This window comes from Rhodoferax sp. TH121, assembly GCF_002251855.1.
Classification (GTDB): Bacteria; Pseudomonadota; Gammaproteobacteria; order Burkholderiales; family Burkholderiaceae_C; genus Allorhodoferax.
Window position 1 is genome coordinate 126,055 of the sequence record NZ_NOXW01000017.1, and the last position, 24,325, is coordinate 150,379.

The 24,325-nt window shown below is 57.8% G+C and carries 26 protein-coding genes and 1 pseudogene; 14 read left to right on the top strand and 13 right to left on the bottom strand.

Annotation, left to right across the window (positions count from 1 at the left end):
* Positions 1–92 precede the first annotated feature (92 nt).
* The 4 genes from CHU94_RS03120 to dnaA form a co-directional block, all read right to left on the bottom strand.
* Entirely contained in the window at positions 93–446 is a 354-nt protein-coding gene (locus CHU94_RS03120) for a RidA family protein (protein WP_094476667.1), read from the bottom strand.
* Positions 439–3,048: a DNA topoisomerase (ATP-hydrolyzing) subunit B gene (gene gyrB, locus CHU94_RS03125; RefSeq protein WP_094476669.1), complete on the bottom strand. Its 2,610-nt coding sequence runs from the start codon at positions 3,046–3,048 to the stop codon at positions 439–441. Before gyrB ends, CHU94_RS03120 begins: the two co-directional genes overlap by 8 nt.
* A gap of 84 nt (positions 3,049–3,132) precedes the next feature.
* Positions 3,133–4,239: a DNA polymerase III subunit beta gene (gene dnaN, locus CHU94_RS03130; protein WP_094476719.1), complete on the bottom strand. Its 1,107-nt coding sequence runs from the start codon at positions 4,237–4,239 to the stop codon at positions 3,133–3,135.
* 124 nt (positions 4,240–4,363) lie between these two features.
* A complete protein-coding gene (gene dnaA / locus CHU94_RS03135) occupies positions 4,364–5,776 on the bottom strand; it encodes a chromosomal replication initiator protein DnaA (protein WP_094476671.1) in 1,413 nt (470 codons plus the stop codon).
* Between the two features lie 262 nt (positions 5,777–6,038).
* On the opposite strand from dnaA, the gene rpmH reads away from it, so the two are divergent.
* From rpmH to CHU94_RS03165, 6 genes are all read left to right on the top strand, one after another.
* On the top strand, positions 6,039–6,173 hold the full coding sequence (gene rpmH, locus CHU94_RS03140) for a 50S ribosomal protein L34 (RefSeq protein WP_006299042.1): 135 nt from the start codon (positions 6,039–6,041) through the stop codon (positions 6,171–6,173).
* 75 nt (positions 6,174–6,248) lie between these two features.
* Complete coding sequence (locus tag CHU94_RS03145) at positions 6,249–6,656, top strand: ribonuclease P protein component (RefSeq protein WP_094476721.1); 408 nt, start codon at positions 6,249–6,251, stop codon at positions 6,654–6,656.
* On the top strand, positions 6,653–6,925 hold the full coding sequence (yidD, locus tag CHU94_RS03150; RefSeq protein WP_094476673.1) for a membrane protein insertion efficiency factor YidD: 273 nt from the start codon (positions 6,653–6,655) through the stop codon (positions 6,923–6,925). The genes CHU94_RS03145 and yidD overlap by 4 nt, the downstream gene beginning before the upstream one ends.
* Entirely contained in the window at positions 6,922–8,622 is a 1,701-nt protein-coding gene (yidC, locus tag CHU94_RS03155) for a membrane protein insertase YidC (RefSeq protein WP_094476675.1), read from the top strand. The genes yidD and yidC overlap by 4 nt, the downstream gene beginning before the upstream one ends.
* 21 nt (positions 8,623–8,643) lie before the next feature.
* On the top strand, positions 8,644–10,056 hold the full coding sequence (gene mnmE, locus CHU94_RS03160; RefSeq protein WP_094476677.1) for a tRNA uridine-5-carboxymethylaminomethyl(34) synthesis GTPase MnmE: 1,413 nt from the start codon (positions 8,644–8,646) through the stop codon (positions 10,054–10,056).
* 44 nt (positions 10,057–10,100) lie between these two features.
* The gene (locus CHU94_RS03165; RefSeq protein ID WP_094476679.1) at positions 10,101–10,808 is read left to right on the top strand and encodes a hypothetical protein; all 708 of its coding nucleotides are present in this window, start codon (positions 10,101–10,103) and stop codon (positions 10,806–10,808) included.
* A gap of 16 nt (positions 10,809–10,824) precedes the next feature.
* Here CHU94_RS03165 and CHU94_RS03170 read toward each other — a convergent pair whose 3' ends face one another.
* Positions 10,825–11,379 (bottom strand): adenine phosphoribosyltransferase, encoded by a 555-nt coding sequence (locus tag CHU94_RS03170; protein WP_094476681.1) that lies wholly within the window; start codon positions 11,377–11,379, stop codon positions 10,825–10,827.
* 64 nt (positions 11,380–11,443) lie between these two features.
* Positions 11,444–13,429, bottom strand: coding sequence for a monovalent cation:proton antiporter-2 (CPA2) family protein (locus CHU94_RS03175; RefSeq protein ID WP_094476683.1), 1,986 nt, complete (start codon positions 13,427–13,429; stop codon positions 11,444–11,446).
* A 44-nt stretch (positions 13,430–13,473) separates the two neighbouring features.
* On the opposite strand from CHU94_RS03175, the gene CHU94_RS03180 reads away from it, so the two are divergent.
* The 4 genes from CHU94_RS03180 to CHU94_RS03195 are packed head-to-tail and all read left to right on the top strand — an operon-like array spanning position 13,474 to position 16,438.
* Complete coding sequence (locus CHU94_RS03180; protein ID WP_094476685.1) at positions 13,474–14,475, top strand: SIS domain-containing protein; 1,002 nt, start codon at positions 13,474–13,476, stop codon at positions 14,473–14,475.
* Entirely contained in the window at positions 14,475–15,026 is a 552-nt protein-coding gene (locus CHU94_RS03185; protein ID WP_094476687.1) for an HAD family hydrolase, read from the top strand. The genes CHU94_RS03180 and CHU94_RS03185 overlap by 1 nt, the downstream gene beginning before the upstream one ends.
* Positions 15,023–15,634, top strand: coding sequence for an LPS export ABC transporter periplasmic protein LptC (gene lptC / locus CHU94_RS03190; RefSeq protein WP_369597390.1), 612 nt, complete (start codon positions 15,023–15,025; stop codon positions 15,632–15,634). The genes CHU94_RS03185 and lptC overlap by 4 nt, the downstream gene beginning before the upstream one ends.
* 27 nt (positions 15,635–15,661) lie before the next feature.
* Positions 15,662–16,438 carry an SDR family oxidoreductase gene (locus CHU94_RS03195; protein WP_094476689.1) on the top strand — a complete coding sequence of 259 codons (777 nt, stop codon included), beginning with the start codon at positions 15,662–15,664 and terminating at the stop codon, positions 16,436–16,438.
* A gap of 75 nt (positions 16,439–16,513) precedes the next feature.
* On the opposite strand, the pseudogene CHU94_RS19640 reads toward CHU94_RS03195, so the two are convergent.
* The 3 genes and pseudogenes from CHU94_RS19640 to CHU94_RS03210 form a co-directional block, all read right to left on the bottom strand.
* Positions 16,514–16,932, bottom strand: a pseudogene (locus CHU94_RS19640) (RNA recognition motif domain-containing protein).
* Positions 16,933–17,095: 163 nt separating this feature from the next.
* Positions 17,096–17,329 carry a zf-HC2 domain-containing protein gene (locus tag CHU94_RS03205; RefSeq protein ID WP_369597391.1) on the bottom strand — a complete coding sequence of 78 codons (234 nt, stop codon included), beginning with the start codon at positions 17,327–17,329 and terminating at the stop codon, positions 17,096–17,098.
* Positions 17,326–17,895, bottom strand: coding sequence for a sigma-70 family RNA polymerase sigma factor (locus CHU94_RS03210; RefSeq protein WP_094476691.1), 570 nt, complete (start codon positions 17,893–17,895; stop codon positions 17,326–17,328). The genes CHU94_RS03205 and CHU94_RS03210 overlap by 4 nt, the downstream gene beginning before the upstream one ends.
* A gap of 208 nt (positions 17,896–18,103) precedes the next feature.
* Here CHU94_RS03210 and CHU94_RS03215 point away from each other — a divergent pair, with 208 nt between their 5' ends.
* From CHU94_RS03215 to CHU94_RS03230, 4 genes are read left to right on the top strand one after another with little or no spacing between them, the layout of a single operon-like run.
* The gene (locus tag CHU94_RS03215) at positions 18,104–18,376 is read left to right on the top strand and encodes a DUF2282 domain-containing protein (RefSeq protein WP_094476693.1); all 273 of its coding nucleotides are present in this window, start codon (positions 18,104–18,106) and stop codon (positions 18,374–18,376) included.
* 11 nt (positions 18,377–18,387) lie between these two features.
* Entirely contained in the window at positions 18,388–19,320 is a 933-nt protein-coding gene (locus CHU94_RS03220) for a DUF692 domain-containing protein (protein ID WP_094476727.1), read from the top strand.
* The gene (locus CHU94_RS03225; RefSeq protein ID WP_094476695.1) at positions 19,317–20,096 is read left to right on the top strand and encodes a putative DNA-binding domain-containing protein; all 780 of its coding nucleotides are present in this window, start codon (positions 19,317–19,319) and stop codon (positions 20,094–20,096) included. Before CHU94_RS03220 ends, CHU94_RS03225 begins: the two co-directional genes overlap by 4 nt.
* Positions 20,097–20,108: 12 nt before the next feature.
* Complete coding sequence (locus tag CHU94_RS03230; RefSeq protein ID WP_094476697.1) at positions 20,109–20,594, top strand: DoxX family membrane protein; 486 nt, start codon at positions 20,109–20,111, stop codon at positions 20,592–20,594.
* Between the two features lie 351 nt (positions 20,595–20,945).
* On the opposite strand, the gene CHU94_RS03235 is transcribed toward CHU94_RS03230, so the two are convergent.
* The 4 genes from CHU94_RS03235 to CHU94_RS03245 all read right to left on the bottom strand — a co-directional run bounded on the left by CHU94_RS03235 (position 20,946) and on the right by CHU94_RS03245 (position 23,627).
* Positions 20,946–21,314 carry an NC domain protein gene (locus CHU94_RS03235; protein WP_094476699.1) on the bottom strand — a complete coding sequence of 123 codons (369 nt, stop codon included), beginning with the start codon at positions 21,312–21,314 and terminating at the stop codon, positions 20,946–20,948.
* A gap of 92 nt (positions 21,315–21,406) precedes the next feature.
* Entirely contained in the window at positions 21,407–21,565 is a 159-nt protein-coding gene (locus tag CHU94_RS19185; RefSeq protein WP_176451908.1) for a hypothetical protein, read from the bottom strand.
* A gap of 523 nt (positions 21,566–22,088) precedes the next feature.
* Positions 22,089–23,300: an ImmA/IrrE family metallo-endopeptidase gene (locus tag CHU94_RS03240; RefSeq protein WP_094476729.1), complete on the bottom strand. Its 1,212-nt coding sequence runs from the start codon at positions 23,298–23,300 to the stop codon at positions 22,089–22,091.
* 42 nt (positions 23,301–23,342) lie between these two features.
* On the bottom strand, positions 23,343–23,627 hold the full coding sequence (locus tag CHU94_RS03245) for a type II toxin-antitoxin system HigB family toxin (RefSeq protein ID WP_094476701.1): 285 nt from the start codon (positions 23,625–23,627) through the stop codon (positions 23,343–23,345).
* Positions 23,628–24,325 lie beyond the last annotated feature (698 nt).

Here is a 24,325-nt window from a genome sequence, read left to right on the forward strand (position 1 = left end):
CGAGAAACGCAGCTAATCTGCTATGGAAATAGGAGCTGTTTGCGCAGTATTCATGAGCACTACGCGCATATTTGGCCAGTAAAGCGGCCCGACTAGCCCTGCTCCGTCGCTGCGGTAAACGCAATCTCCAGCAGGTAGTCCGGGCTGGCCATCTCAGCGCTCACACACACGCGGGCCGGAGCGCAGCCCTCTGGCAACCAAGCCTGCCATGCGGCGTTGAATGCCGCCCGATCCGCCATGTGCTTGAGATAAATAGTCGCCATCAGCAAGCGGCTTTTGTCGCTGCCTGCCAACGCAAGTGTGCGCTCTGCCTGGGCAAAGACCGCCTGCGATTGGCTGGAGATGTCCGTGCCGCTCTCGGGCACCTCCACAAAGTAGGCGGTGCCCTTGTACACCACCGCGTCTGACCACTGCGCGGCGGGGTGGATGCGCCGGATCTCAGACATCAATGTTGCCGGCACGCAGCGCATTGGTCTCAATAAAGTCGCGGCGCGGCTCGACTTCGTCACCCATCAGCATGGTAAACACGCGGTCGGCTTCGATGGCGTCGTCAATCTGCACCTTGAGCAGGCGGCGAACCGTGGGGTCCATGGTGGTTTCCCACAGTTGCTCGGGGTTCATTTCGCCCAGACCTTTGTAGCGCTGGCGGCTGCTGGTGCGTTCGGCTTCGCCAATGAGCCAGGCCATGGCTTCGCGGAAGTCCCCGACCTTTTCTTCCTTCTGGCGCTCGCCCTCGCCACGCATTACGCGTGCGCCTTCGGACAGCAGGCCCCGGAAGGTGTTGGCAGCCTCTGCCAAAGCAGCGTAGTCGGCGCCGTGTACGAAGTCTTGTGTGAGCACGCTGCTCTTCACGTTGCCGTGGTGGCGGCGGCTGATGCGCAGGATAGGTTTGTCACTGCGGGCGTCGAATTCGCCGGCCACTTCGGCATCGGGCAGTTTGGCCTGCAGTGCGGTGGCGGAGGCTTCCGCGTCGGCCACCGTATCCAGGTTCAACACCACGCCATCCGCCACGGCGCGTAGCGCTTCGGCATCCATGAAGTTTTGCAGGCGTGCAATCACCGACTGGGCCACCTGGTGCTTGCGCGCGAGTTCAGCCAGGGTATCGCCGGCAATCGTGGTGCCGTTGGGGCCACCGGTGAAGACGGAGGCATTCACCAAGGCCACGCGCAACAGGAAGCTATCGAGTTCGGCCGGGCCTTGCAGGTAAAGCTCTTCCTTGCCATTCTTCACCTTGTAGAGCGGGGGCTGGGCGATGTAGATGTGGCCACGCTCCACCAGCTCGGGCATCTGGCGGTAGAAGAAGGTCAACAACAGGGTGCGGATGTGGGCGCCATCTACGTCCGCATCGGTCATGATGATGATGCGGTGGTAACGCAGCTTGGCGACATCAAAGTCATCCTTGCCATCGGCGCTGCCACCACCGGCCTTACCGATACCAGTGCCCAGCGCGGTGATCAGCGTGAGGATTTCATTGCTGGTCAGCAGCTTTTCGTAGCGGGCCTTTTCCACGTTCAGGATCTTGCCGCGCAGCGGAAGGATCGCCTGGAACTTGCGGTCACGGCCTTGTTTGGCGGAGCCACCGGCGGAGTCACCCTCGACGATGTAGATTTCGCAACCTGCAGGGTCCTTTTCCTGGCAGTCCGCCAGTTTGCCGGGCAGTCCCATGCCGTCGAGCACTCCTTTGCGGCGCGTCATGTCGCGGGCTTTGCGGGCGGCTTCACGGGCGCGCGCGGCTTCGATGATCTTGCCGACAATGATCTTGGCGTCGTTGGGACGCTCTTCCAGGTAGTCGGCCAATAGTTTGCCCACAATGTCTTCCACCGGGCCGCGCACTTCCGACGACACCAGCTTGTCCTTGGTCTGGCTGGAGAACTTGGGCTCGGGTACTTTGACCGACAGCACGCAGCACAGGCCTTCGCGCATGTCGTCGCCGGTGACTTCGACTTTGGCCTTCTTCGCCAGTTCGTTCTGCTCGATGTACTTGCTGATGACGCGGGTCATCGCTGCGCGCAGGCCAGTCAGGTGGGTGCCGCCGTCACGCTGGGGGATGTTGTTGGTGAAGCACAGCACCTGTTCATTGAAGCCGCTGTTCCACTGCATGGCCACTTCCACGCCGATGTTGGTCCCTTGGTCGCTCTGGCGGTCGCCCATGGCGTGGAACACATTGGGGTGCAGAACCGTCTTGCCCTTGTTGATGAAGTTCACGAAACCTTGCACGCCACCAGCGCCTGCGAAGTCATCCTCGCGGCCATCGCGTTCGTCCTTGAGGCGGATACGCACACCGTTATTCAGGAAGGACAGTTCACGCAGCCGTTTGGACAGGATCTCGTAGTGGAAGGTGTTGTTCTCTTTGAAGATTTCGGTGTCGGGCAGGAAATGCACCTCGGTGCCGCGCTTTTCGGTGTCACCGATGATCTTCATGGGCGACACGTCAATGCCGTTCTGAGTTTCGACGATACGGCCTTGCACAAAGCCTTTGCTGAACTCCAGGGTGTGGACTTTGCCGTCGCGGCGGATGGTCAGGCGCAGCATCTTGGAGAGTGCGTTCACGCAGGACACGCCCACACCGTGCAGACCACCGGAGACCTTGTAGCTGTTCTGGTTGAACTTGCCGCCGGCGTGCAGCTCGGTCAGCGCAATTTCCGCCGCCGAGCGCTTGGGCTCGTGCTTGTCGTCCATCTTGATGCCGGTGGGAATGCCGCGGCCGTTGTCCACCACGCTGATCGAGTTGTCGGAGTGGATGGTGACCAGAATGTCATCGCAATGGCCGGCCAGCGATTCGTCGATGGAGTTGTCCACCACTTCGAACACCAGATGGTGCAAGCCGGTACCGTCGGACGTGTCGCCGATGTACATGCCGGGGCGCTTGCGCACGGCCTCCAAGCCTTCCAAAATCTGGATTGAGCCTTCACCGTAGGCCTCGGTCGCACCGGCCTGGTTGGTGTCGATGGTGGGCTGGAAGTTGGAGCTGTCAGTGCCGCCTTCACCCGTGTGCACTGCATCTGACGCATTTTCGGGGCTGGGAACAGACTTGTTTTCTTCGGTCATGGCTAACTTTCTCTCGATTCTTTAATGACCAAACCCCCGGAGGCCGGGGGTTTGATTGCGCAAGCAGCTACTATTTTTGTAGCATCAGATTCTCATGGGCATCACGACGTACTTGAAGGTGGTGTTGTCCGGAATAGTAATTAGCGCCGAACTGTTGCCGTCCGACAGCTCCACTTTCACCATCTCCTGCCCCATATTGCTCAGGGCGTCGATCAGGTAGGTGACGTTGAAGCCGATTTCGATGCTGTCACCGCCGTAGTCGATATCCAGTTCGTCCACCGCTTCTTCCTGCTCGGCGTTGTTGGACGCCACGCGCAGGCTGCCGGGGTCGATGTTCAGGCGCACGCCCTTGAACTTGTCGCTGGTCAGGATGGCGGTGCGTTGCAGGGTCTTGAGCAGGGCTTCGCGGCCCAGGGTGATGCTGTTCTTGTGGTTCTTGGGGATGACGCGGTTGTAGTCGGGGAATTTGCCCTCGACCAACTTGGTCACGAACTCCATGCCATCAAAGGTGAATTTGGCTTGGTTGTTGGCAAACTGCATCTCGATCGCGCCTTCAGCATCGCTCAGCAGACGTTGCAATTCGATCACGGTCTTGCGCGGCAAGATTACTTCCTGTTTGGGCACTTCCACGTCGAGTGTGGCGGAAGCAAATGCCAGGCGGTGACCGTCCGTCGCCACCAGGCTGAGTTGTTTGCCCTCTGCCACGAACAGGATGCCGTTGAGGTAGTAGCGGATGTCATGCACCGCCATCGCGAAGGACACCTGGCTGAGCAGGTCCTTCAGGGTCTTTTGCGGCACGCTGAACACGGGGCCAAAGCTGGCCGACTCTTGCACCAGCGGGAAATCTTCGGCTTGCATGGTCTGCAGCGTGAACTTGCTTTTGCCGCCCTTGAGGATGATCTTGCTCTGGCTGGATTCCAGAGACACCGTCTGGTCACCGGGCATGGTGCGCAGAATGTCGATGAGTTTGCGGGCGCCGATGGTAGTGGTGAAGTTGCCGGTGTCTCCGCCCAGCTCTGCGGTGGTGCGGATCTGGATTTCCAGATCGCTGGTGGTCAGCTGGATCGATGTCCCCGTTTTGCGCAACAGCACGTTGGCCAGGATAGGCAGCGTATGGCGGCGCTCGACAATACCGGCCACCGACTGCAGAACCGATAGAACCTTGTCTTGCGTTGCCTTCAATACGATCATGTCAACCTCTTTTTGAAACTCAACCATGGATGCATGGCCCCCAAAAGCCCTGCATTTACAAACAATCTCACCATTTTCCCCTTTTTTGATAGCGACTTGAGGGGTCTGGCACTTGTTTTTACATTCAACCCTTCAGGGTCTGCTCCAGCACATGCAGCTGCTGGTTCAGCTCCGTGAGCTGCTGGCGCTCCCCGCCGATTTTGCGTACCGCGTGCAGCACCGTGGTGTGGTCCCGCCCCCCAAATAACTCTCCGATTTCGGGCAAGCTTTTTTGGGTCAGCTCCTTGGCCAAATACATGGCAATCTGGCGGGGCCGGGCGATGCTGGCAGGGCGCTTCTTGCTGTACATGTCGGCGACCTTGATCTTGTAATAGTCGGCCACGGTTTTCTGGATGTTTTCCACAGAAATTTGGCGGTTCTGGATCGACAGCAGATCGCGCAGCGCTTCACGGGCCAACTGGATCGAAATCTCTTTCTGGTTGAAACGTGAGTAGGCCAGGATCTTGCGCAGCGCGCCTTCCAGTTCTCGAACGTTGGAGCGGACATTCTTGGCCACGAAAAAGGCTACCTCTTCCGGCATGTCTGACCCCTCAGCACGTGCCTTGTTGATCAGAATGGCTACACGCATCTCTAACTCGGGCGGCTCGATAGCCACCGTGAGGCCTGAGTCAAAGCGTGACACCAAACGCTCGTGGATATCTGCCAATCCCTTGGGATAAGTGTCGCTGGTCATCACGATGTGCGACTTTTTGGCCAACAATGCCTCGAACGCATTGAAGAACTCTTCCTGGGTCCGGTCTTTGTTGGCGAAGAACTGGACATCGTCAATCAGCAGCAAATCCAGAGAGTGGTAGCGCTCCTTGAATTCGTCGAAAGTTTTGCGCTGGTAGGCCTTAACCACATCAGATACAAATTGTTCTGCATGGATGTAGAGAACTTTAGCGCCCGGTTTGTCGGCAAGTAGGCGGTTACCCACAGCGTGCATCAAGTGGGTCTTGCCCAAGCCCACGCCGCCATAGATGAACAGCGGGTTGTACAGGTGTCCGGGCATGGTCGCCACGTGCATGGCTGCGGCACGCGCCATGCGGTTGGCTGTGCCCTCGACCAGACTCTCAAAAGTCAGCAGGCTGTTGAGTCGATTTTTGGGGCCGCCGCCAACACGATCTTCTCCCACCTCGACTTCGTCAACCACCGCTGGAACTTCTGCCATGCGCGGCGTAGCAATTTGCCTGACAGGTATTTCCCGAGGAGTGATCGCTAACTCAACAAGAACCGGCTGGCCGTAAAGCTTTTCCAGCAGAGCGGCGATACGTTGGCTGTATTGGGCTCGCACCCAGTCCAATTTGAAGCGGTTGGCCACAAATATGGTGGCCTTGGACATGTCGTCATGCACCTGGGCAGCCAAGGGCTTGATCCAGGTGTTGAACTGCTGTTCGGGTAGCTCTTGGGCCAGTTGGTCCACGCAGCTTTGCCACAGGCTTTGGCCAAGCTCTTGACTGTGGGAGTCTGGGGTATGGGGGGGGAGTCCCTGGGTCATCGTGGGGGTCAGCTTCTGTGGATAGTTATGAATTGCTGCGCATTGGATTGTAATTTATCAAGACTTTATCCACATTCTGCCCGGCAGAGTCCAATCTTACAGTGCTGCACACCATGTGCATCCTAAGGTGTTGCTGTGGTTGAGAAAATTTGCGATAATGCCGGGTTCCCCTGATTGTGTTCGGGGCGATAGACCGAAATTCGTGCCTTTTTTCCTTGTGGAGTGGGTACGGATACCCACTGAGCCTGTTAGGAAAATTGACATGAAACGCACTTACCAACCCTCCAAAATCCGCCGTGCACGCACCCATGGTTTTCTGGTTCGCATGAAGACCCGTGGCGGTCGCGCTGTGATCAATGCACGCCGCGCCAAGGGCCGCAAGCGCCTGGCAGTCTAATTCGCGCGGATCTGGCAAACCAAGGCTGACTGGCTTTTGGTCCTTGCAGATTCGCCACATGCCGGCAACGCCCCGGTGCGGCGCCTCAAAACCCGTGCCCAGTTTCAAGCGGTGCTTGGCGGGATAACTGTGTCCAAAACAGCGCATTTTGCTTTGCATGCCCGGGCAGTGGCAACGGCCTCCGACGCGTCGGAGGCTTTGTTGTTTCCGGGCGTCGCAGTTTGGCTGGGTGCCATGGTGCCCAAGCGTTGGGCCAAGCGCGCGGTCACCCGCAACACCATCAAACGGCAGATTTACACGCTTGGCTCCGAGTTGTCTGCCAGCTTGGAGCCGCGTGCCCATGTGGTTCGCTTGCGCTCTGGTTTTGACCGTGCCCAGTTTCCCAGTGCCACGTCGGATGCGCTCAAGGCTGCTGTGCGCAGTGAGTTGCAGCTGTTGTTTGCACGAGCCCGGCCCCCTGTTGTGGTGAGTACCAAGCCATGATGCAGGCCGCGCTCATCGGCTTGGTGAAGGCCTATCGGCTCTTTCTCAGCCCGTGGCTGGGGTCGTCCTGCCGGTTTGAGCCGACCTGTTCGGTGTATTCCCTGCGTGCTTTGCAAGACCATGGTGCTGCAGCCGGCACCTATCTGACGCTCGCCCGCTTGGCCCGTTGCCATCCTTGGTGCGCGGGCGGGCATGACCCGGTTCCTCTTGAGCGCCCCCGGCTGTTTAGCCGCCTGATTTCCCCTCCTTCTGAAAAGAAACCTTCATGAACGATATTCGCCGCACCATCCTGTGGGTGATTTTTGGCTTTTCCATGGTGCTCCTGTGGGATCAATGGCAAATCCACAACGGCAATAAAGCCACTTTCTTTCCCAGCCCGCCCAAAACCGCTGCCTCGGTGGCAGCGGCGCCAGCCGGCAAGACGGACGGCTTGGTCCCTGCAGGCGTAGCGCAGGCGGGTGCAGCACCGGTGGCGCCAGTCGCCCCTGCGGTGACCAGCGAGCGGTTTGAGGTAAGTACCGACGTGCTCAAGCTCACGTTTGATACAGAGGGCGGCTCCTTGGTCCGCTCCGAGTTCCTCAAGTACTCGGACATGGCTGACAAGATTCGCAATTTTGTGCTGTTGGACGATTCCAAGGATCGTGTGTACCTCGCACAAACTGGCGTGATTCCCGGGGCCGTGGGAGGGGCATCGCCCACGCACAAGTCGGTCATGACAGTGAGTGGTGATCGCGCATTGAAGGACGGTCAGGATGAGTTGGTAATTACCTTTACCTCGCCAGAGTTGGGTGGCTTGAAGCTGGTCAAGACCTATACCTTGCGCCGCGGGGCGTACGACATTGCCGTCAAGCATGAACTGACCAATGCGTCCAGCGCGGCTCTGTCGCCCCAGCTGTATTTGCAACTGGTGCGTGATGGCAACAAACCGGCTGGTGAGTCTTCTTTCTATTCCACATTCACCGGCCCTGCGGTGTACACCGAGGCCAAGAAGTACCAAAAGGTGGAATTCAGCGAAATCAAGAAGAAGAGTGCCACCTTTGAGAAAGAAGCCGACAACGGCTACATCGCCATGGTGCAGCACTACTTTGCCAGCGCTTGGATTTTGCCCGCGGGCATCACACGCACTTACTCACTGGATGGCGTGGATATCGGCTCCAGTACGGCTGACTGCTGCTACCGCGCCACCATGATCGCGCCGGTGCCTAGCATCGAGCCCGGCAAGACGCAGTCCATGGCGGCCACCCTGTTTGTTGGCCCGCAGGAAGAAAAGGCTTTGGAGGCTCTGGCTCCGGGTCTGGAGTTGGTCAAAGACTATGGTTGGTTGACGATTCTGGCCAAGCCTTTGTACTGGTTGCTGGACAAGCTGCACGGCTTTATCCAGAACTGGGGCTGGTCCATCGTTGCCCTGGTGCTGTTGCTGAAAATCGCGTTCTATTGGCTCAATGCCAAGGCGTATGCCAGCATGGCCAAAATGAAGGCGGTCAATCCGCGCATCATGGAAATGCGCGAGCGTTTGAAGGACAACCCGCAGCAAATGCAGCAAGAGATGATGCGCATCTACCGTGAGGAAAAAGTAAACCCCATGGGTGGTTGCTTCCCCATCATGGTTCAGATCCCGGTGTTTATTGCGCTCTACTGGGTGCTGTTGTCCAGCGTGGAGATGCGTAATGCCCCGTGGTTGGGATGGATCCAGGATCTGTCTTCGCCGGATCCCTATTTCATCCTGCCGCTGATCATGACTCTGACGACCTTGCTGCAGACAGCGTTGAATCCCGCGCCACCGGACCCGCTGCAGGCCAAGATGATGTGGTTCATGCCGCTGGCGTTCAGCGTGATGTTCTTCTTCTTCCCGTCGGGCCTGGTGTTGTACTGGATCACCAACAACATCTTGTCCATTGCGCAGCAGTGGATCATCAACACCCGCATGGGCGTGCCGCCCCAGTTCAACCTGCCCAAGTTCAAGTAAGAAGGGTCGGGTGATGCGGCTGTGCTGACACGCCATAGCGACCCCATCGTGGCAGTGGCAACGGCCCCCGGACGGGGTGCCGTGGGCATTGTCCGGCTCAGCGGCAAAGACCTTTCCGGCTTTGTCCGTGCCCTGCTGGGCCGCACATTGCGGCCACGGGAGGCGACCTATCTTCCATTTGCTGACGCAGAAGGCCAGCCGCTGGACCAGGGGCTGGCTGTGTATTTTCCGGGGCCTCACTCATTTACTGGTGAAGATGTGCTGGAGTTGCAGGCCCACGGCGGTTCCGTGGTCTTGCAGCTGCTGGTGGCACGTTGCCTGGAATTGGCAGCCAGTCACTCTGCCAATGCAGGTGGAGTCATCCTTCCGGCCTTGCGTATTGCCGAGCCCGGTGAGTTTTCCCAGCGGGCTTTTTTGAATGGCAAGATCGATCTGACCCAGGCTGAGGCAATTGCCGACCTGATTGACGCCAGCACCGAAGCGGCGGCACGCAGCGCCACCCAATCACTGGCAGGTGCGTTTTCCAGGCAGGTGCAAACCCTGCTGGAGGCCCTGATCCATTTGCGCATGCTGGTCGAGGCGACACTGGATTTCCCAGAAGAAGAAATCGACTTTCTGCAGAAGGCGGATGCATTGGGGCAGCTGCAGGCATTGCAGACGACTGTTCAGCAAGTGCTGCAACAAGCCACCCAAGGTGCCTTGTTGCGTGAGGGCATTACGGTGGTGATTGCTGGCCAACCGAACGCCGGCAAGTCGTCCCTGCTCAACGCGTTGGCTGGCGCAGAGCTGGCCATCGTGACCCCCATTGCGGGCACCACACGCGACAAAGTCCAGGAGACGATCCAGATCAAGGGTATCCCCATTCACGTGGTGGACACGGCAGGCCTGCGTAGCAGTGACGATGCCGTGGAGCAAATCGGTATCGCTCGGGCGTGGCAGGCCATTGAGTTGGCCGATGTGGTGCTGTTCTTGCACGATCTGACGCGCCTACATGCTACTGAATATATAGCTGTAGACGCAGATATTTCGGGAGCTTTAGCCCAAAAACTTGCCCAGCATACTCCCGTCATCCATGTCTGGAACAAGGCTGACGCGATGCCGGACACAGGTGTGGATCCGAATGCAGGTGTAGTGCTTTCAGCAAAAACCGGTAAAGGCTTGGACGCGCTGCGGGAGCGGCTGCTGGTATCGGCAGGTTGGCAGCCCGCTTCTGGCGGTGGCTTCATTGCCCGTCAACGGCATTTGCAGGCACTGCGCCACGTGGATGCCCATTTGATGGAAGCACATGCCCACCTCAGTAGGGGTGCCAATGCCCTGGATTTGTTGGCTGAGGAATTGCGTTTGGCGCAGAACGCGCTCAGTGAAATCACCGGCGAATTTAGTTCCGATGACTTGCTGGGCGTGATTTTTTCCAAATTTTGCATCGGCAAATAGCCTGCACTACACTCCATCGCTCCCAGCTCCTGAAAGACACCTCAATGTCCTTATTCCGTTGGTTCTCCAGAAAAACAAAGGTGCCTCCACCTGCGGCAGAAAGCTCCGGCCTGGGGCAGATCGATGCCACCTTGCCGTTCAATCACAACGGAAAGCCTCGTGCCAAGGCTCCCCACTCGGTGCCGGGCAGTGCCGCCAACCGGAAAAACGAGCGTCTGGAGCGCCGCGAGTTGCTGTACGCGGTGGTGCGTGAATCCATGACCCGTGCCGGACTCCTGTCCACCAGCTACAAATTCAAAGTCTTGTCGCTGGATTCCCGCGGGCGGCAATATTTGATCATGATGGACATGGCGCGTCAGAATGTGGGTGACCCGCAGCGCTTGGCGGAGATGGAAACCCATATCGCCAAGGTGGCCAAGTCGCGGCACGATATCCTGGTCACCGCTGTCTATTGGCGCGTCAATGAACACGTGACTGCGGGACTGGCTCGCAGTGCAAGCGCTGCACCTGTGGTCACGGCAGCCGTTTCACCAACAGCCCCAAAAGCGCCACGGTATGAGCCATTGCAAGCCGATGAAGTGGCAGCCTTCAAGCAGGCTCTGGCGGCCATCCCATCACCTACCGCGTTGTCAGCGCCGGGGGAAATCGTGCGCTCCGGGCGTCGTAACCCCGCTCCACCAAGTTTTCAGGACACCGAGTTGGACGACCGCAATTCGCCACTCAGTGGTACCCAGTACGGCGACTTGAACTAAGTCGCCTCTATGGGCCTCAGTGGCCGGCGAAATCCACCAGGGTGAACAAAGGCAGGCCGGACTCGCGCAACCGGTCGGAGCCGCCTAGCTCGGGCAAGTCAACGATGGCAGCCCCTTCCATCACATGAGCGCCCAGTCGCTCCAGCAGTTTTTTGCCTGCCATCATGGTTCCACCGGTGGCGATCAGGTCGTCAATCAACAGGACGCGGTCACCTGCCTTTACGGCATCGGTGTGCAGCTCCACGGTGGCGCTGCCGTATTCCAGTTCGTAGGTTTCTTCTACTGTGGTGAAGGGCAGTTTGCCCTTCTTGCGGATCGGCACAAAGCCGATGTTGAGCTCATAGGCGACAACGGCGCCGAGGATGAAACCGCGTGCATCAAGCCCCGCCACCACATCGGGGCGCATGCTCGGGTCCATGTAGCGGTGCACAAAAGCGTCAATCAGCACGCGAAAAACTTTCGCGTCTTGCAGCAACGGTGTGATGTCACGGAACTGCACACCCGGTGCCGGCCAATCAGGTACGGTGCGGATATTGTCCCGAAGGTATTGGTTGACGCTAAGGTGTTGCATAGAAACTGGGCGGGTGCGGAAATGAAAGCAGGCGCTATTGTGCCCCCAACCGTGCAGCCCCGGCCTAGCCTTTGAGTAGCTTCTGCTCCGCCATCGCCAGCGCCCCAGCCTTGCCGGACAACACGAGTGTGTCGCCTCCCTCGAGCTGGCAAAGGGCGTCGGTACGGACGGTCGTGCCATCACTACGTCGCAAGCTGAGCACGCGGATGTCCAGTATCTCCAGGCCGAAATGTGACAAAGGCTTGCCAGAGGCCTTGGCGCCCAAAGGTAGATTGACTGTGACCAGGCGCTCTTGTTGCAACTCGTCAACCGAGTCGTCGTCAGCGCCGTGAAAGAAACCCCGCAGCAGGTTGTAGCGCGCGTCACGCTGGTCCTGCACGATACGGATCACGCGCCGCATGGGCACCCCTACCAGCGCCAGCGCATGGCTTGCCAGCATGAGGGAGCCTTCAATGGCTTCGGGTACCACTTCGGTGGCGCCAGCGGCGCGTAACTTGTCTAGCGCGTGGTCGTCCTGGGTACGAACGATGACAGGCACTTGGGGGGCGTGTGTACGGGTGTTGCCCAGCACCTTGAGTGCAGCGCCTTCGCCCAAATAGGTAATGACCACGGCGCTGGCTCGGGCCAAACCTGCCGCCATCAGCGCCTGAAGACGGGCGGCATCCCCAAACACTACCGAATGCCCGGCAGCAGCGGCTTGGCGCACTCGATCGGGGTCCAAGTCCAACGCCATGTAAGGAATCCCTTCGTGCTCCAGCATACGCGCCAGATTTTGTCCACAACGACCAAAGCCACAAATGATCACGTGTTGGTTGGCACTGATGGACTTGCGCGCGATGGTGGTCATTTGCAGCGATTGCAACAGCCATTCACTGCTTACAAGTTTCATCACAATGCGGTTGCTGTACATCACGATGAAAGGGGTGGCCAACATGGACAAGACCATGCTGGCCAATATCGGATTCAGCAAAGCGGGGGGTACCAGCGAGTTCTTTTGTGCCAGCGTCAGCAATACAAATCCGAATTCTCCGGCCTGCGCCAAATACAAGCCGGTTCGCAGGCTGACACCAGAAGAGGTGCCCAAGGACTTGGCCAAACCGGTGACCAGTCCGGCTTTGAACACAATCGGCAAAGCTACCAGCAACAAAACCAGGGGCCAGCGTTCCAGCACCAAGCGCCAATCCAGCAACATGCCAATGGAAATGAAGAACAGTCCCAGCAACACATCGTGGAAGGGCCGAATGTCGGTTTCCACTTGGTGCTTATATTCGGTTTCTGAAATCAACATACCGGCAATAAAGGCGCCCAGCGCCAAACTCAGTCCGGCCAGCTCAGTCAGCCAGGCCAAGCTCAAGGTAATGAACAGTAAATTCAAGACGAACAACTCATCACTCTTGCGGCGTGCCACCAAGGTCAGCCAGCGTCGCATCAGATGTTGGCCTCCGACCAATAGCACACTGACCAACACCACGGCTTTGAAAGCAGCCAGAGCCAACGCTTCAAACAGTTGTTCACCGGATGCACCCAGTGCCGGGATCAACACCAGCAACGGCACCACAGCCAAATCCTGGAACAGCAGCACACCCATCACGCGCTTGCCGTGCTCAGAGTCCAGCTCCAAGCGCTCCACCATGAGTTTCACCACGATAGCCGTGCTGCTCATGGCCAGTGCGCAGGACAGCGCCAGAGCTGCTTGCCATTCCATGTTCCAAAGCTTCGGGAACAAAGCCGCCATGCCCAGCGTGGCTGCCGTGGCTAAGCAAATGGTTACTACTACCTGCAGCAGACCCAGTCCAAATACATGTTTGCGCATAGCGCGCAACCGCGGCAGGTTGAACTCCAGGCCAATCACGAACATCAAAAACACCACGCCGAATTCGCCCAGATGCCGTACCCCCTCCGAGTTTTGCGATAAGGCGAGAGCGTTGGGACCGATTACGACACCGACGGCCAGGTAGCCCAGCATCGGTGGTAGTTTGAGCGAGCGACACACCACCACCCCCAGCACGGCCGCCAGCAAGTAGAGCAGTGTGATTTCGAGTCCAGTCATGCCGACATACTAGCAAGAGACATGCGCATCTATAAAATGCCTGCATGACAGCATATGCAGCAAGCGGCGGCTCTTCACGTGCCGACCGGGCCTTGGCCTTGGCCAGAGAAACGTTTGATATTGAGGCCGCGGCCGTCCTGGGACTCAAGGGCCGTGTGGGGGAAGGGTTTGCCGCGGCTGTGGAGCGCATACTCGCGATTGAGGGCCGCGTTGTCGTGATGGGGATGGGCAAGAGTGGACATGTCGGTCGCAAAATTGCAGCTACCTTGGCCTCTACCGGGACGCCAGCAATGTTTGTGCATCCCGCCGAAGCCAGCCACGGGGACCTGGGTATGGTCACTGCGACAGACTTGGTACTCATGATTTCCAACAGCGGTGAGTCACAGGAGATGGCGGCGATCCTGCCTGTGCTCAAACGTCTGGGGGCGCCCTTGGTCGCCATGACCAGCAACGCCGAGTCCACCATGGCCCGTTATGCCGATCTTTGGATTGATGCGGGCGTGTCCAAGGAGGCGTGTCCCTTGAATCTGGCGCCTACTGCCAGCACCACCGCCCAGTTGGCTATGGGTGATGCGCTGGCCGTGGCTTTGCTGGACGCTCGCGGTTTTCGTGCGGAAGATTTTGCGCGCTCTCACCCCGGTGGTGCTTTGGGTCGTAAGTTGCTGACACATGTGAGCGATGTGATGCGCTCGGGCGACGCCGTACCGCGGGTGGCTCCCACGGCCAGTTTCAGTGAGCTGATGCGCGAAATGAGCGCCAAAGGTCTGGGTGCTACGGCAGTGGTGGGGCCAGACAATGCGGTGCTTGGCATATTCACAGACGGTGACCTGCGCCGATTGGTTGAGCAAGGCGTCGATTTGCGTGCCAAGACGGCCCAGGATGTGATGCGTCTGGCCCCCTACACCATGGGTGCCGATGCCTTGGCAGTGGATGCCGCCGATCTAATGGAGGCCAAGCGCATCACCAGCGTGTTGGTGGTGGATTCCCAGGGGGCTTTGTGCGGTGCGCTCAATAGCAATGACCTGATGCGTGCGAAAGTCATCTGATGGACACCGCTCCGCATATCCAGTTCGCTCCTGATCTTTTGCTGCGTGCCCAAGGCATTCAGCTTGTCTTTTTTGACGTGGATGGCGTCCTGACGGACGGCGGTCTGCTTTTCTCCGAGTCAGGCGAGACCCTCAAGCGTTTCAACACCTTGGACGGCCACGGCTTGAAACTGTTACAGAAAGCCGGCATTACCCCTGTCATCATTACCGGACGCGATTCGCAGCCCCTTCGGGTCCGGTTGCAGGCCCTGGGCGTGGTGCACGCCCACTTTGGCACGGAAGACAAACGCCCCGCTGCAGAGCAGACCCTGCAGGCATTGGGTCTGGATTGGTCGCAGGCAGCGGCCATGGGCGATGACTGGCCTGACTTGCCTGTGATGCGCCGTGCTGCACTATCTTGTGCTCCTGCCAATGCGCATGTGGAGGTGCTGGGTGCTGCGCAGTACGTGACGCGTGCCGCAGGCGGCCACGGTGCGGTACGTGAGCTGTGCGACTTGTTGTTGGTGGCCAGTGGGCGATATGCTGATTTGCTGAGAAGCTACACCCAGTGAAAAATTTCTTGTACGACGCGTGGGAGCGTTTCCTGCTTTACCTGCCCCTGATGGTGATGGGCACGCTGGCGCTGGGGACTTACTGGCTGGTTCGCAGCACCCCCGTGCCTGAAGCTGCGCAGGCAGAGCGTGTGCGGGGGCACGAACCCGACTACTTCATGCAAGGTTTTTCTATCAAAACCTATGACGCTTCAGGCCGCATGCGTTCAGAAGTGCAAGGAGATATGGCGCGTCACTACCCCGACACCCAGTGGATTGAAATAGACAGCATCCGCATCCGCTCATTTGACGCCCAGGGTCGACTCACTACAGCGAGTGCACTGCGTGGCCTGACCACGGACAGTGGATCGGAGGTCCAGTTGATTGGAAAGGCGGTGGTGGTTCGCGAGGCTGACAAAACCGCCGGCAAGACCCAGCCCCGTATGGAGTATCGGGGTGAATTTCTCCATGCGTTCATGGACACTGAAGTGGTGAAGTCCCACAAACCCGTGGAGCTCACGCGCGGAAATGACCGATTTACGGCCGATGCTTTGGAAGTTGACAATGTGGACCAGGTGATCCAACTGCGCGGACGTGTGCGTGGCACGCTGGTACCTGAGCGGCGCTAATTTTTACCCGTGTTTCTGGAGCCCCCGATGGCCACTCTGATTTTCATTACCGGTGCTTCCAGTGGCATTGGCCAGGCTCTGGCCTGGCGCTACTACCAAGCGGGGTATACCTTGGCCTTGGTCGCCCGCCGGACTGAAGAAATCCACCATTGGGCTAATACCCAGGGACTGGATGACACGCGCTACCGGGTATATGGCGCCGATGTGTCCGACATTGACAGTATTGTGGTGGCAGGCCAAGCCTGTCTTGCGGAGCTTGGCACGCCCGATGTGGTGATTGCCAATGCGGGTATCAGCGTTGGGATGGATACGGCGATACGCAGTGACCTCGATGTGATGGTGCGCACTTTCAGCACCAACAATGTGGGGCTGGCAGCAACCTTTCACCCCTTTGTACAGCCGATGGTGTTGCGGGGCAGTGGTGCTTTGGTCGGCATTGGCAGCGTCGCGGGTATTCGGGGGTTGCCGGGTCATGGTGCCTATTGCGCGAGTAAGGCGGCAGTCATCAGCTACTGTGAATCTTTGCGCGGAGAACTGCGCGGAAGCGGTGTCAACGTGGTGACCTTGTGCCCTGGCTATATCGACACTCCACTCACGCGCCAGAATCGCTACAGCATGCCGTTTTTGATGCAGCCGCCAGAATTTGCTGCGCAGGCGTTTGATGCGATTGCGCGAGGGGCAAGCTACCGCGTCATTCCATGGCAAATGGGTTGGGTGGCCAAAGCTTTGCGCCTTCTTCCGAATAGTTTGTATGACAAGGTGTTGGCCGGACGGCCGCGTAAACACCGTGAAGACCACGCCTGAGGATTACGCTGCCAACAAAAAAGGGACCCATGGGTCCCTTTCTCTTGCAAAGTACGTGTACTTGCTGTGTGCTGCTTAGTAGCTGCTACGGCCGCCGCCGTAGCCGCCGCCACCGGAGCGATCACCGCCGCCGTAGCCGCCGCCGCCGGAACGGCCACCGCCGCCATAGCCACCACCACCGGAACGGCCGCCACCGAAGCCGCCACCGCCACCACCGAAGCCACCGGAGCGGGGGGGGGGCGGGGTTCCATGGGACGTGCTTCGTTCACCACCAGACCACGGCCGCCGAACTGTTGACCGTTCATGGCGTTGATGGCGGTTTGTGCTTCAGCATCGCTGCCCATTTCCACGAAGCCGAAACCCTTGGAGCGACCGGTGTCGCGTTCCATCATGACTTTGGCGCTGGAAACAGAACCGTGCTGGGAAAACGCTTGTTGCAGGTCTTCGTCACGGAAAGAATAAGGCAGGTTGCCTACGTAAAGTTTGTTGCCCATGGAGGGACTCCTCAAAATAACTCAAAACGCGATGGAGTCTTTAACCGCAATCAACAAACCAGTGAAGACTTAAAGCAGACGCGAAACTGACTAAACACCGCAAACTTGCACACCCGTAATCTGGGCAATGCGAGATCATTATGCGCTTTTTTTGAAAAGCAACCTAATTTTTATTTTTTTTTGCATCGCCCACTGTGTTCGGCTCGGATTCTGCGTAATTGCGCCACTGTTGCAGGCTGTTGCGCATGGTGAGTAGCTGGCGCTCAAAGCGCGGACAGGCCGCACATGCCAACAAATGCAGGCGCAACGCGATACGGTCTCCCATACCCAGGGGCCGGTCTTCCCTTGCGACTAGCAGGGCTGCAGCCTCTTTGCAGCTCTTTTGGAATGGCATCATGGTCGAACAGCCTTTGCAAACCAGTGCAACTCCAAACACTCGCGCAAACGCAATCGGGCGCGGTGCAGTTGCACGTACAGATTGGTCGGCGTGAGCTGCAACTCCTTACATATTTCTTCGCTGGAGAGTTCCAGCCATTCGCGCATCAGGAACAAGCGCCCCTGTACGGTTGGCAATTTACTGGCGCAGGTTTCCAGGATCTCGAAAAATTGGCGGCGGCTGGCATCTTGTTCAGGGTTGCCCCACTCCGAGGGCATCTGGCTAAAGTGTCCGTCGGGTTGAAACGACATCAGGTCCAGCGGGTCTGTTTGGTCGTCCGGGTTGGCATCGAGCGTCGTGGCCTCCCGGCGGTGGTGGCGCAGGGCGTCAATGATCTTGTGCTTGAGGATGCCCACCAACCAAGTCTTGAGTTGGGAGCGGCTGTCAAAGCTTTGGGGTTTAGCTATGGCGGCCAAGACCGTGTCAGAGACGGCGTCTTCTGCCCACGCTTCGTTGCGCAGTTGCAGGCGAGCGAACTTCAGAAGGTAGTCGCGCAGCTCCGCGACTTGCTGTTCAAAGCTTGGCATGGTGGTGTGTGGTTGGTGTGGATGCAGTGTACGGTTTTGCGATGCTGCCGCGCTCGGTGGATCTAGGGTAAACCCGCCATCGGAACAAATTGCCTGTCCCTGTTGTAAGAAACTGGGTGCCTGCGGGACTAAACCTCAACCAGCGTTCTGGCGCAATCCCGTGCCAAGCCCACCTGGTTGTTTTTCTTTTCAACCTAGGAGTTTTCTCATGAACCAACGTGCCCTGATTGCCGCCACCGCTGCCAGCCTGATGACCTTGGCCTTGGCCTCTGCCCCCGTGGCCGCACAAGAGAAAGAAAAGTGCTTTGGTATCGCCAAAGCGGGACAAAACGACTGTGCGAACCTCTCGGGGACCCATTCCTGCGCGGGTCAATCCAAGGTGGACATGGACAAGGGCGAATGGAAGTACGTGGCCAAAGGCACATGCAAAGACATGAAAGGCCTGTCCATGGACGAAGCCAAGAAGATGATGAAGAGCTGATCGCTGTGTTCATGACCGCCACCCATCACACCATGCGCAAGGATGCGCCCTGCGCAGAGGTCGGTGTGGGGTGGCGGCATCCCCATTACGCAGAGCTGTTGCAGAGGCAGCCTGCTCTGGACTTTTTGGAAGTCCACTCTGAAAATTTCTTCGGCGATGGTGGTGCTGCACTCGCCGTGCTGATGCAAGCACGTGCGGATTACTCCATCAGCCTGCATGGTGTTGGCCTCTCGCTGGGCTCTGCGGCGGGACTGGACCCTTGGCATCTTGATCAACTGGCCCGCTTGGTGCAGAGGGTGGACCCGGTTCGGGTCAGTGACCATGCCTGCTTTGCGCGCGGCTCCTTGGGCGGGCACACGGTGCATGGCGCCGACTTGTTGCCGATTCCGTTTTCTGACGAAGCCTTGGACGTGTTGTGCCGCCATGTGCAGCAGGTGCAAGACCGTCTGCAACGCCGTTTGCTGGTGGAGAACCTGTCTGCCTATGTGCGGTGGGATAGCGCGGACGCGCAAGACTGGCCGGAGACCGATTTTCTGAACACCTTGGCGCAGCGCACCGGCTGTGGTTTGCTGGTGGACGTAAACAATGTGTATGTGAACGCGCGCAATGCCCAGCTGGCGGGCCGGGCGGACGACCCTGTGCGGGTCTGCCGTGATTGGCTCGATGCTGTCGCGCCTGAGGCCGTGGGCGAATTGCACGTGGCGGGCCACTGCCATGTGAACGACGAACATGGCGAGATCGTGATCGACGACCATGGCAGCCGCGTCAGCCCCGCGGTGTGGGCCTTGCACCGCCATGCCCTGCGCCGCTTTGGCCCGGTGCCCACGCTGGTGGAGTGGGATACCGATGTGCCCGCCCTGGACGTGCTGCTTGACGAGGCCGACACCGCCCGCCGGACCGGCCAGGCGCTGTGGGCTCCAGTGCCACAGGGGGCCCCGGCATGAGCACCCTGGCACACCAGCAACAGCGCTTGCTGGAGGGGTTGTTTTCGCCGGGTCTTGAAGGTGCTATGAAAAGCATAGCTATTTGCGCAGATGACATGGGCGCTAGAGGCCTAAAAGCCTATCAATCCAATGGACACGCTCTGGCCGAGCGAGCGCTGCTTGCGGCCTACCCGGTGCTGGCCCAGATGCTGGGCGCTGAGAGTTTTGCCGCTTTGGCGCGTGCGCTGTGGCATGCCAGCCCACCGCAGCGTGGCGATATCGCGCAATGGGGGGGCACGCTGTCCGACTTTGTGAGTGCAAGCCCACAGCTTGTGGATGACCCTTACCTCGCCGATGTGGCGCGGGTGGAGTGGGCACTGCACTGCTGCGTCAGCGCGCCCGACGCCGAGCTACAAGCTGCCACCCTGGCCTTGCTTGGCAGCCACAATCTGGACACGCTGCAACTGCAACTGGCCCCGGGCGCCGCCTTAATACGCAGCCCCTGGCCGGTGGCCAGCTTGGTGCTGGCGCATACGGAGGGCGGCGTGACGCTGGCCGAAGCCGCAACCCGCTTGCGTGCAGGCGAGGCTGAAAATGCCTTGGTCTGGCGCCAGGGCTACCGCCCGCGCGTGCGGCAGGCGCTGCCCAATGAGGACTGGTTTGTGGCCGCCCTGTTGCGCGACGTGCCGCTAGGGGTCGCGATGGATGCCGCACCGCAGCTCGACATCAACGCCTGGCTGACCGACGCCGTGCCCAGCGGCTTGCTTCTGGCAGTCCACCCCACTGATTCTTTGTAACCCCAGATTGCGATGACACCCACTTCCATGCCATCCCTGCCCCGCCCCACGAACTCCCGGATTGCCCGCGCACTTGTGCTGTGGGGTCGGGTAGAGCATGGGCTGAGCGCCTTGCAACCCTTGGCTGCTTTGCTGGCCCGCCTGTATGTGGCGCAGGTGTTTTTTCTCTCGGGCTTGACCAAGCTGCGTAACTGGGACATTACGCTGGCCCTGTTTGCGGACGAGTACCACGTGCCCCTGTTGTCGCCTGCGGTGGCTGCCATGCTGGGCACTGTGGGGGAACTCGTTTTGCCTGTGTTGTTGGTGCTGGGTGTGGCCGGGCGCTTTGCCGCACTCGGGCTGAGCGTAGTCAACGCTGTGGCCGTGGTGTCGCTGGCAGAGATTGCACCGGCCGCGCTGCAGCAGCACATCACCTGGGGCGTGTTGCTGGCGGCGCTGGCCTTGTACGGCTGCGGGCCCTGGTCACTGGCGCGCTGGGTGTTGCCCTCGCGTATCTGAGTACATGCCAAATCGAGTGCAAGGGGTCGTGTTACTTGCGTGAAAAGCTACTATATTTATAGCGGTGATCGTAAACAATTGAGTCTGTCGCACTCGTGTTCGTAAGCTATTGAATTTATTGGCGTTGGAGCTTGGTGAAAAACAAGCAAAGTCCGTCGATACCTTTATTCCATTCAGCACTTGAAGTATCGGGAGCAATAGGATCTGTCGGACTCTCGCGGATACAGCGTTTTACCCGTCAGTCTTACTTTGTCTCCCGGTTTGAGTTGTTGTAAATCAAGCAGGTGCGAGGTAGCCAGGTGCAAGAGTTGCCATGCACCCCATACCCGACGGATATGTCTTAGATCGAGATCATGCGAAGTGCAAGAACGCTGCGATCAAACTTAAGAAAAATAAGCCCTCAACCTGTGGGCTTCTGGGTGTTTCGCCCACAAGCCATGTTGCATAGATTTCGCAATTGCGATCCAGCAACCGATATGGCCCCCTATGTTGCAGCGATAGCGAGAGTCGTTGCATGATTTGCTCTCGCTGTTCGGAGGCTGCACGACGAACTTCTTTAATGGGCCGACCTTGCGCGAAATCACCGAGGCTGACAACTTGTTCCCCATTTGGGGTCAAGTGCGCGACGTTGCCGTCGGGCAGTTGAACGCCCCAGTGATCCCCAAAGCCAGTCAGCTTAGGGCGCGAAATGATTCGAATAGGATGATTGTTGAAGAACAAAATAATCTCCTGTTACTGCTGTCGTTGGAGCGCAAGTAGATCGCTGTGCCACCCAATTCCGCCGGCAGGCAGGAATTGGGTGGCAACAACGATTACTTACCTTTTGGCTTGCTAACGCTGGCCTTTTGAGTCAATGCAGATGCCGCAACAGATTTGACAGCTGCGGATGTGCGTGGATTGCTCAACAGCTTGGCAGCGGTCGAGGCCACGCGGGCGGAGGTGTGTTCGTTCGTCGTTTTTTTGGGAGACATGGGATTTCCTTATTAGTTCGCGGAGAGAGGGAAAGACGGGAGTCAGTTCCTACTGATTCCCGGCCGTGTTGAGTCAGGCAAACAATTGCATCTGACCCGGATGCGAGCGCCAGTGCTGGCACACAGCCTCCCGGCGTCCGAACCGGAACCGGGTGTATGCGTGCACAAAGACACTCTTCCATCGGTGGTAGGCCATGGCCAACTCCTCATGAAAGTTGAGGGGGTTTGGGCTTGCCAGCACACCGCGAACTGGTAAAATCCGCTGTCCGTTCAAGACAAGATGTGCATGGGTGGTTTGGTAGCCCCCTATTCACCTCACCAAAGGCTCTGGAGTGTTGGTAGCACTCCAGAGCCTTTTTTTCTTTGGTGTTGCTGTAGGTACATCCAACTGTCAACACCGTGAGATCAGAGAATTCAGCAGGAATCAGACAGTGATTCGCTTCTGCATTTTCTTATGTAACGCATGGTAATCCCAAATAAGGATGAATGCAATAGCATATGTCCCTTTTTGGGATATTTGCTGTCAATTCAATATTTGGCTTACTTGCCCAGCTTTGCCAATGAGGTGCGAAAGCAAACGGAAATTCTTCTCTTCGTGTCGCAGACGACCTGCCACGATTGAAGGGTGTATGTTGATTTCTTCGGCAAACGCAATCGCGTCTTCGGACAAAAGCGACATCCGGACCTTCGCATCGCGCCAACTTTTTTCAGGGATCAGTGCTTCCTGGGCCATGGCATCCGCTTCTGCTTCAGCATCTTGGGGGTTGCTGCGATCCAAGTCGTCTAAGAAGACGGGAGACTCGGGGGTTAGGTGTTTGGCAACGTGCGCCAACTCATGAAGCAGCGCGAACCAGAAATTGTCAAATCGGTCGTGTCGCAACGTCAAAGCAACAATTGGTCGATCGTTGTCTAGCATCGCAGCACCATCGAGAAAAGTACGTTTGAAGTGCTTTTCAATGACGAGCGTTATGCCGTGACGGGCGAGGTACTCCCTCGCAAGCTTCGGACCCTCATCAAAAGTCGAGAGCTTTGCAAGCTCTCGCAACCAAGCTGGCGTAATAACTCCGTGCTTGTACTCTCTAGCGATGTTGATTGCTCGTGCTTGCCGCAAGACGCACATGCGCCAAGCCAAGAGAGCCATCTCATCAGCTTGCCTATCCCCTCGTTGATGCATGGGGGCGCGCAGAAACGCTGGGCTGACTTGCTTGGGCAGCAAGTCTTGCATGAATTTTCGAACCAAGTCCTCGGCATACTCTTTGAGACGCTGCGCGTTCCCTTCGAAACCTCCGAAGCAACCACGTTCCTGCATTTCTTTGAGCGGGAAACGTGAGAAGTCCATATCTGGCTCTTGGTCGACGACCGCGCTGTCTGTTTCGACATCTTCGATCAGAATATCAGCGGGAATACCCAAACCCTGGTTAAGACGGCGAATCATAGGCAGAGATAGTGGCCGCTTGCGCGACAGGACCTCCGAAACCTTGGAGATCGATCCAATGAAAGGGATCAGGTCCTTGCGGGAGAGCATCATCTGATCCATTCGGAAAAGAATCGACTCAATCGGATCTGCTTTGACAGGGGGTACGGTTTGTCGTTCGAAGTCTTGAATAACCAGGGCTAGGAGCTCCAGCTCGTTTTCTTCTTTGGAGTTGGCCTTGGGATCCAGTGACATGAGAGCAGACAGGCGGGCCATCGCTGCTTCATAGTCTTCTGCACTTTTGATGATCTTTACATTCATCGCCATCTCCACCAGTCATTTACTTGCCTTACACACATCTGCCTAGAACTTCTTCTTGTCGTACTCTGCATGCGTCCCCACCCACTCAACGACTACCAGACCGTTTTGATATCGAACCTTAATCACGAGTCGATAGGAGTTGCCCTTGATGTCAAAAATGACTCTGTTGTCGGCCAAGAAGTCCGCGCTTCTGTATCTGCGCTTGATGTCATGAGACGTTTTCCAGCTCTCACGCTCTACATCCGTCTGCCATGCATCCAGTGGACCACGCGAGGCTGCATGATCTCTTTTGAACGCCTCGAGTAATGGCAAACCCAGAATTCGCATGTAGAGACGATAAGTTCATGTTCAGACTCAAATTGTATTTCCCAAAAAGGGAAATGTCAATAATTGTCTTGATGGGAAATAGGGAAACTGGACGTTAAAGAGTTCCGTTCGACCGGAGAGCAAACCAAAGAGACTGCGGTGGTCAAGATCTGTTGGTGGACCAAGTTGAACGCTTTGCTTGCGCTGTTTGTTCTTCATTTCGCGCCTTGGTTTCATTGCCATTCAACAACACCAGCTATTTGCGGTTCAACAGGAAAGCGGAAATGACGTAAAAAAGCCGCCAAGGTTGCGCGTGCTGGAAGCAGAGGCGTGGCGGCTATGTTGGCTAAGATTTTATCGCATTCGGTTCAACTGCCAAATTAATGTGTCGATGAATTCGGCGATACGCGAAGGATCTACATCTTTGAAACACGTGCTCGTTGCCGGACATGGCCATGGGATGCCCCTTGGAGGTTGTTGTAGGCGATCACGCGAATTGCTCACTCCAACATCATTTCTAGCCAATTTCGGGCATTCATCGTGAGTGTTAATCCCTGGGCGTGCGATCGCTCTGGGACTTATTGGATAAATACAAGAGAGTTGCTTGCTGTCGAGCGCATGCTGTGTGGGGAAAAAACGATATGTGATGTGAGTTTGTTTGCCTAGCAGTGCTGGTGTCTTTGCAGGCTGTAAAACTTTAGTGAGCAGATTGTGAGCCT

Excerpts from the sequence above, each read along its gene's own strand:
- CHU94_RS03120 (WP_094476667.1), bottom strand. The coding sequence starts at position 446 with ATGTCTGAGATCCGGCGCATCCACCCCGCCGCGCAGTGGTCAGACGCG.
- gyrB (WP_094476669.1), bottom strand. The coding sequence starts at position 3,048 with ATGACCGAAGAAAACAAGTCTGTTCCCAGCCCCGAAAATGCGTCAGAT.
- dnaN (WP_094476719.1), bottom strand. The coding sequence starts at position 4,239 with ATGATCGTATTGAAGGCAACGCAAGACAAGGTTCTATCGGTTCTGCAG.
- dnaA (WP_094476671.1), bottom strand. The coding sequence starts at position 5,776 with ATGACCCAGGGACTCCCCCCCCATACCCCAGACTCCCACAGTCAAGAG.
- rpmH (WP_006299042.1), top strand. The coding sequence starts at position 6,039 with ATGAAACGCACTTACCAACCCTCCAAAATCCGCCGTGCACGCACCCAT.
- yidD (WP_094476673.1), top strand. The coding sequence starts at position 6,653 with ATGATGCAGGCCGCGCTCATCGGCTTGGTGAAGGCCTATCGGCTCTTT.
- yidC (WP_094476675.1), top strand. The coding sequence starts at position 6,922 with ATGAACGATATTCGCCGCACCATCCTGTGGGTGATTTTTGGCTTTTCC.
- CHU94_RS03165 (WP_094476679.1), top strand. The coding sequence starts at position 10,101 with ATGTCCTTATTCCGTTGGTTCTCCAGAAAAACAAAGGTGCCTCCACCT.
- CHU94_RS03170 (WP_094476681.1), bottom strand. The coding sequence starts at position 11,379 with ATGCAACACCTTAGCGTCAACCAATACCTTCGGGACAATATCCGCACC.
- CHU94_RS03175 (WP_094476683.1), bottom strand. The coding sequence starts at position 13,429 with ATGACTGGACTCGAAATCACACTGCTCTACTTGCTGGCGGCCGTGCTG.
- CHU94_RS03180 (WP_094476685.1), top strand. The coding sequence starts at position 13,474 with ATGACAGCATATGCAGCAAGCGGCGGCTCTTCACGTGCCGACCGGGCC.
- CHU94_RS03185 (WP_094476687.1), top strand. The coding sequence starts at position 14,475 with ATGGACACCGCTCCGCATATCCAGTTCGCTCCTGATCTTTTGCTGCGT.
- CHU94_RS03195 (WP_094476689.1), top strand. The coding sequence starts at position 15,662 with ATGGCCACTCTGATTTTCATTACCGGTGCTTCCAGTGGCATTGGCCAG.
- CHU94_RS03205 (WP_369597391.1), bottom strand. The coding sequence starts at position 17,329 with ATGATGCCATTCCAAAAGAGCTGCAAAGAGGCTGCAGCCCTGCTAGTC.
- CHU94_RS03210 (WP_094476691.1), bottom strand. The coding sequence starts at position 17,895 with ATGCCAAGCTTTGAACAGCAAGTCGCGGAGCTGCGCGACTACCTTCTG.
- CHU94_RS03215 (WP_094476693.1), top strand. The coding sequence starts at position 18,104 with ATGAACCAACGTGCCCTGATTGCCGCCACCGCTGCCAGCCTGATGACC.
- CHU94_RS03220 (WP_094476727.1), top strand. The coding sequence starts at position 18,388 with ATGACCGCCACCCATCACACCATGCGCAAGGATGCGCCCTGCGCAGAG.
- CHU94_RS03225 (WP_094476695.1), top strand. The coding sequence starts at position 19,317 with ATGAGCACCCTGGCACACCAGCAACAGCGCTTGCTGGAGGGGTTGTTT.
- CHU94_RS03230 (WP_094476697.1), top strand. The coding sequence starts at position 20,109 with ATGACACCCACTTCCATGCCATCCCTGCCCCGCCCCACGAACTCCCGG.
- CHU94_RS19185 (WP_176451908.1), bottom strand. The coding sequence starts at position 21,565 with ATGTCTCCCAAAAAAACGACGAACGAACACACCTCCGCCCGCGTGGCC.
- CHU94_RS03240 (WP_094476729.1), bottom strand. The coding sequence starts at position 23,300 with ATGAATGTAAAGATCATCAAAAGTGCAGAAGACTATGAAGCAGCGATG.
- CHU94_RS03245 (WP_094476701.1), bottom strand. The coding sequence starts at position 23,627 with ATGCGAATTCTGGGTTTGCCATTACTCGAGGCGTTCAAAAGAGATCAT.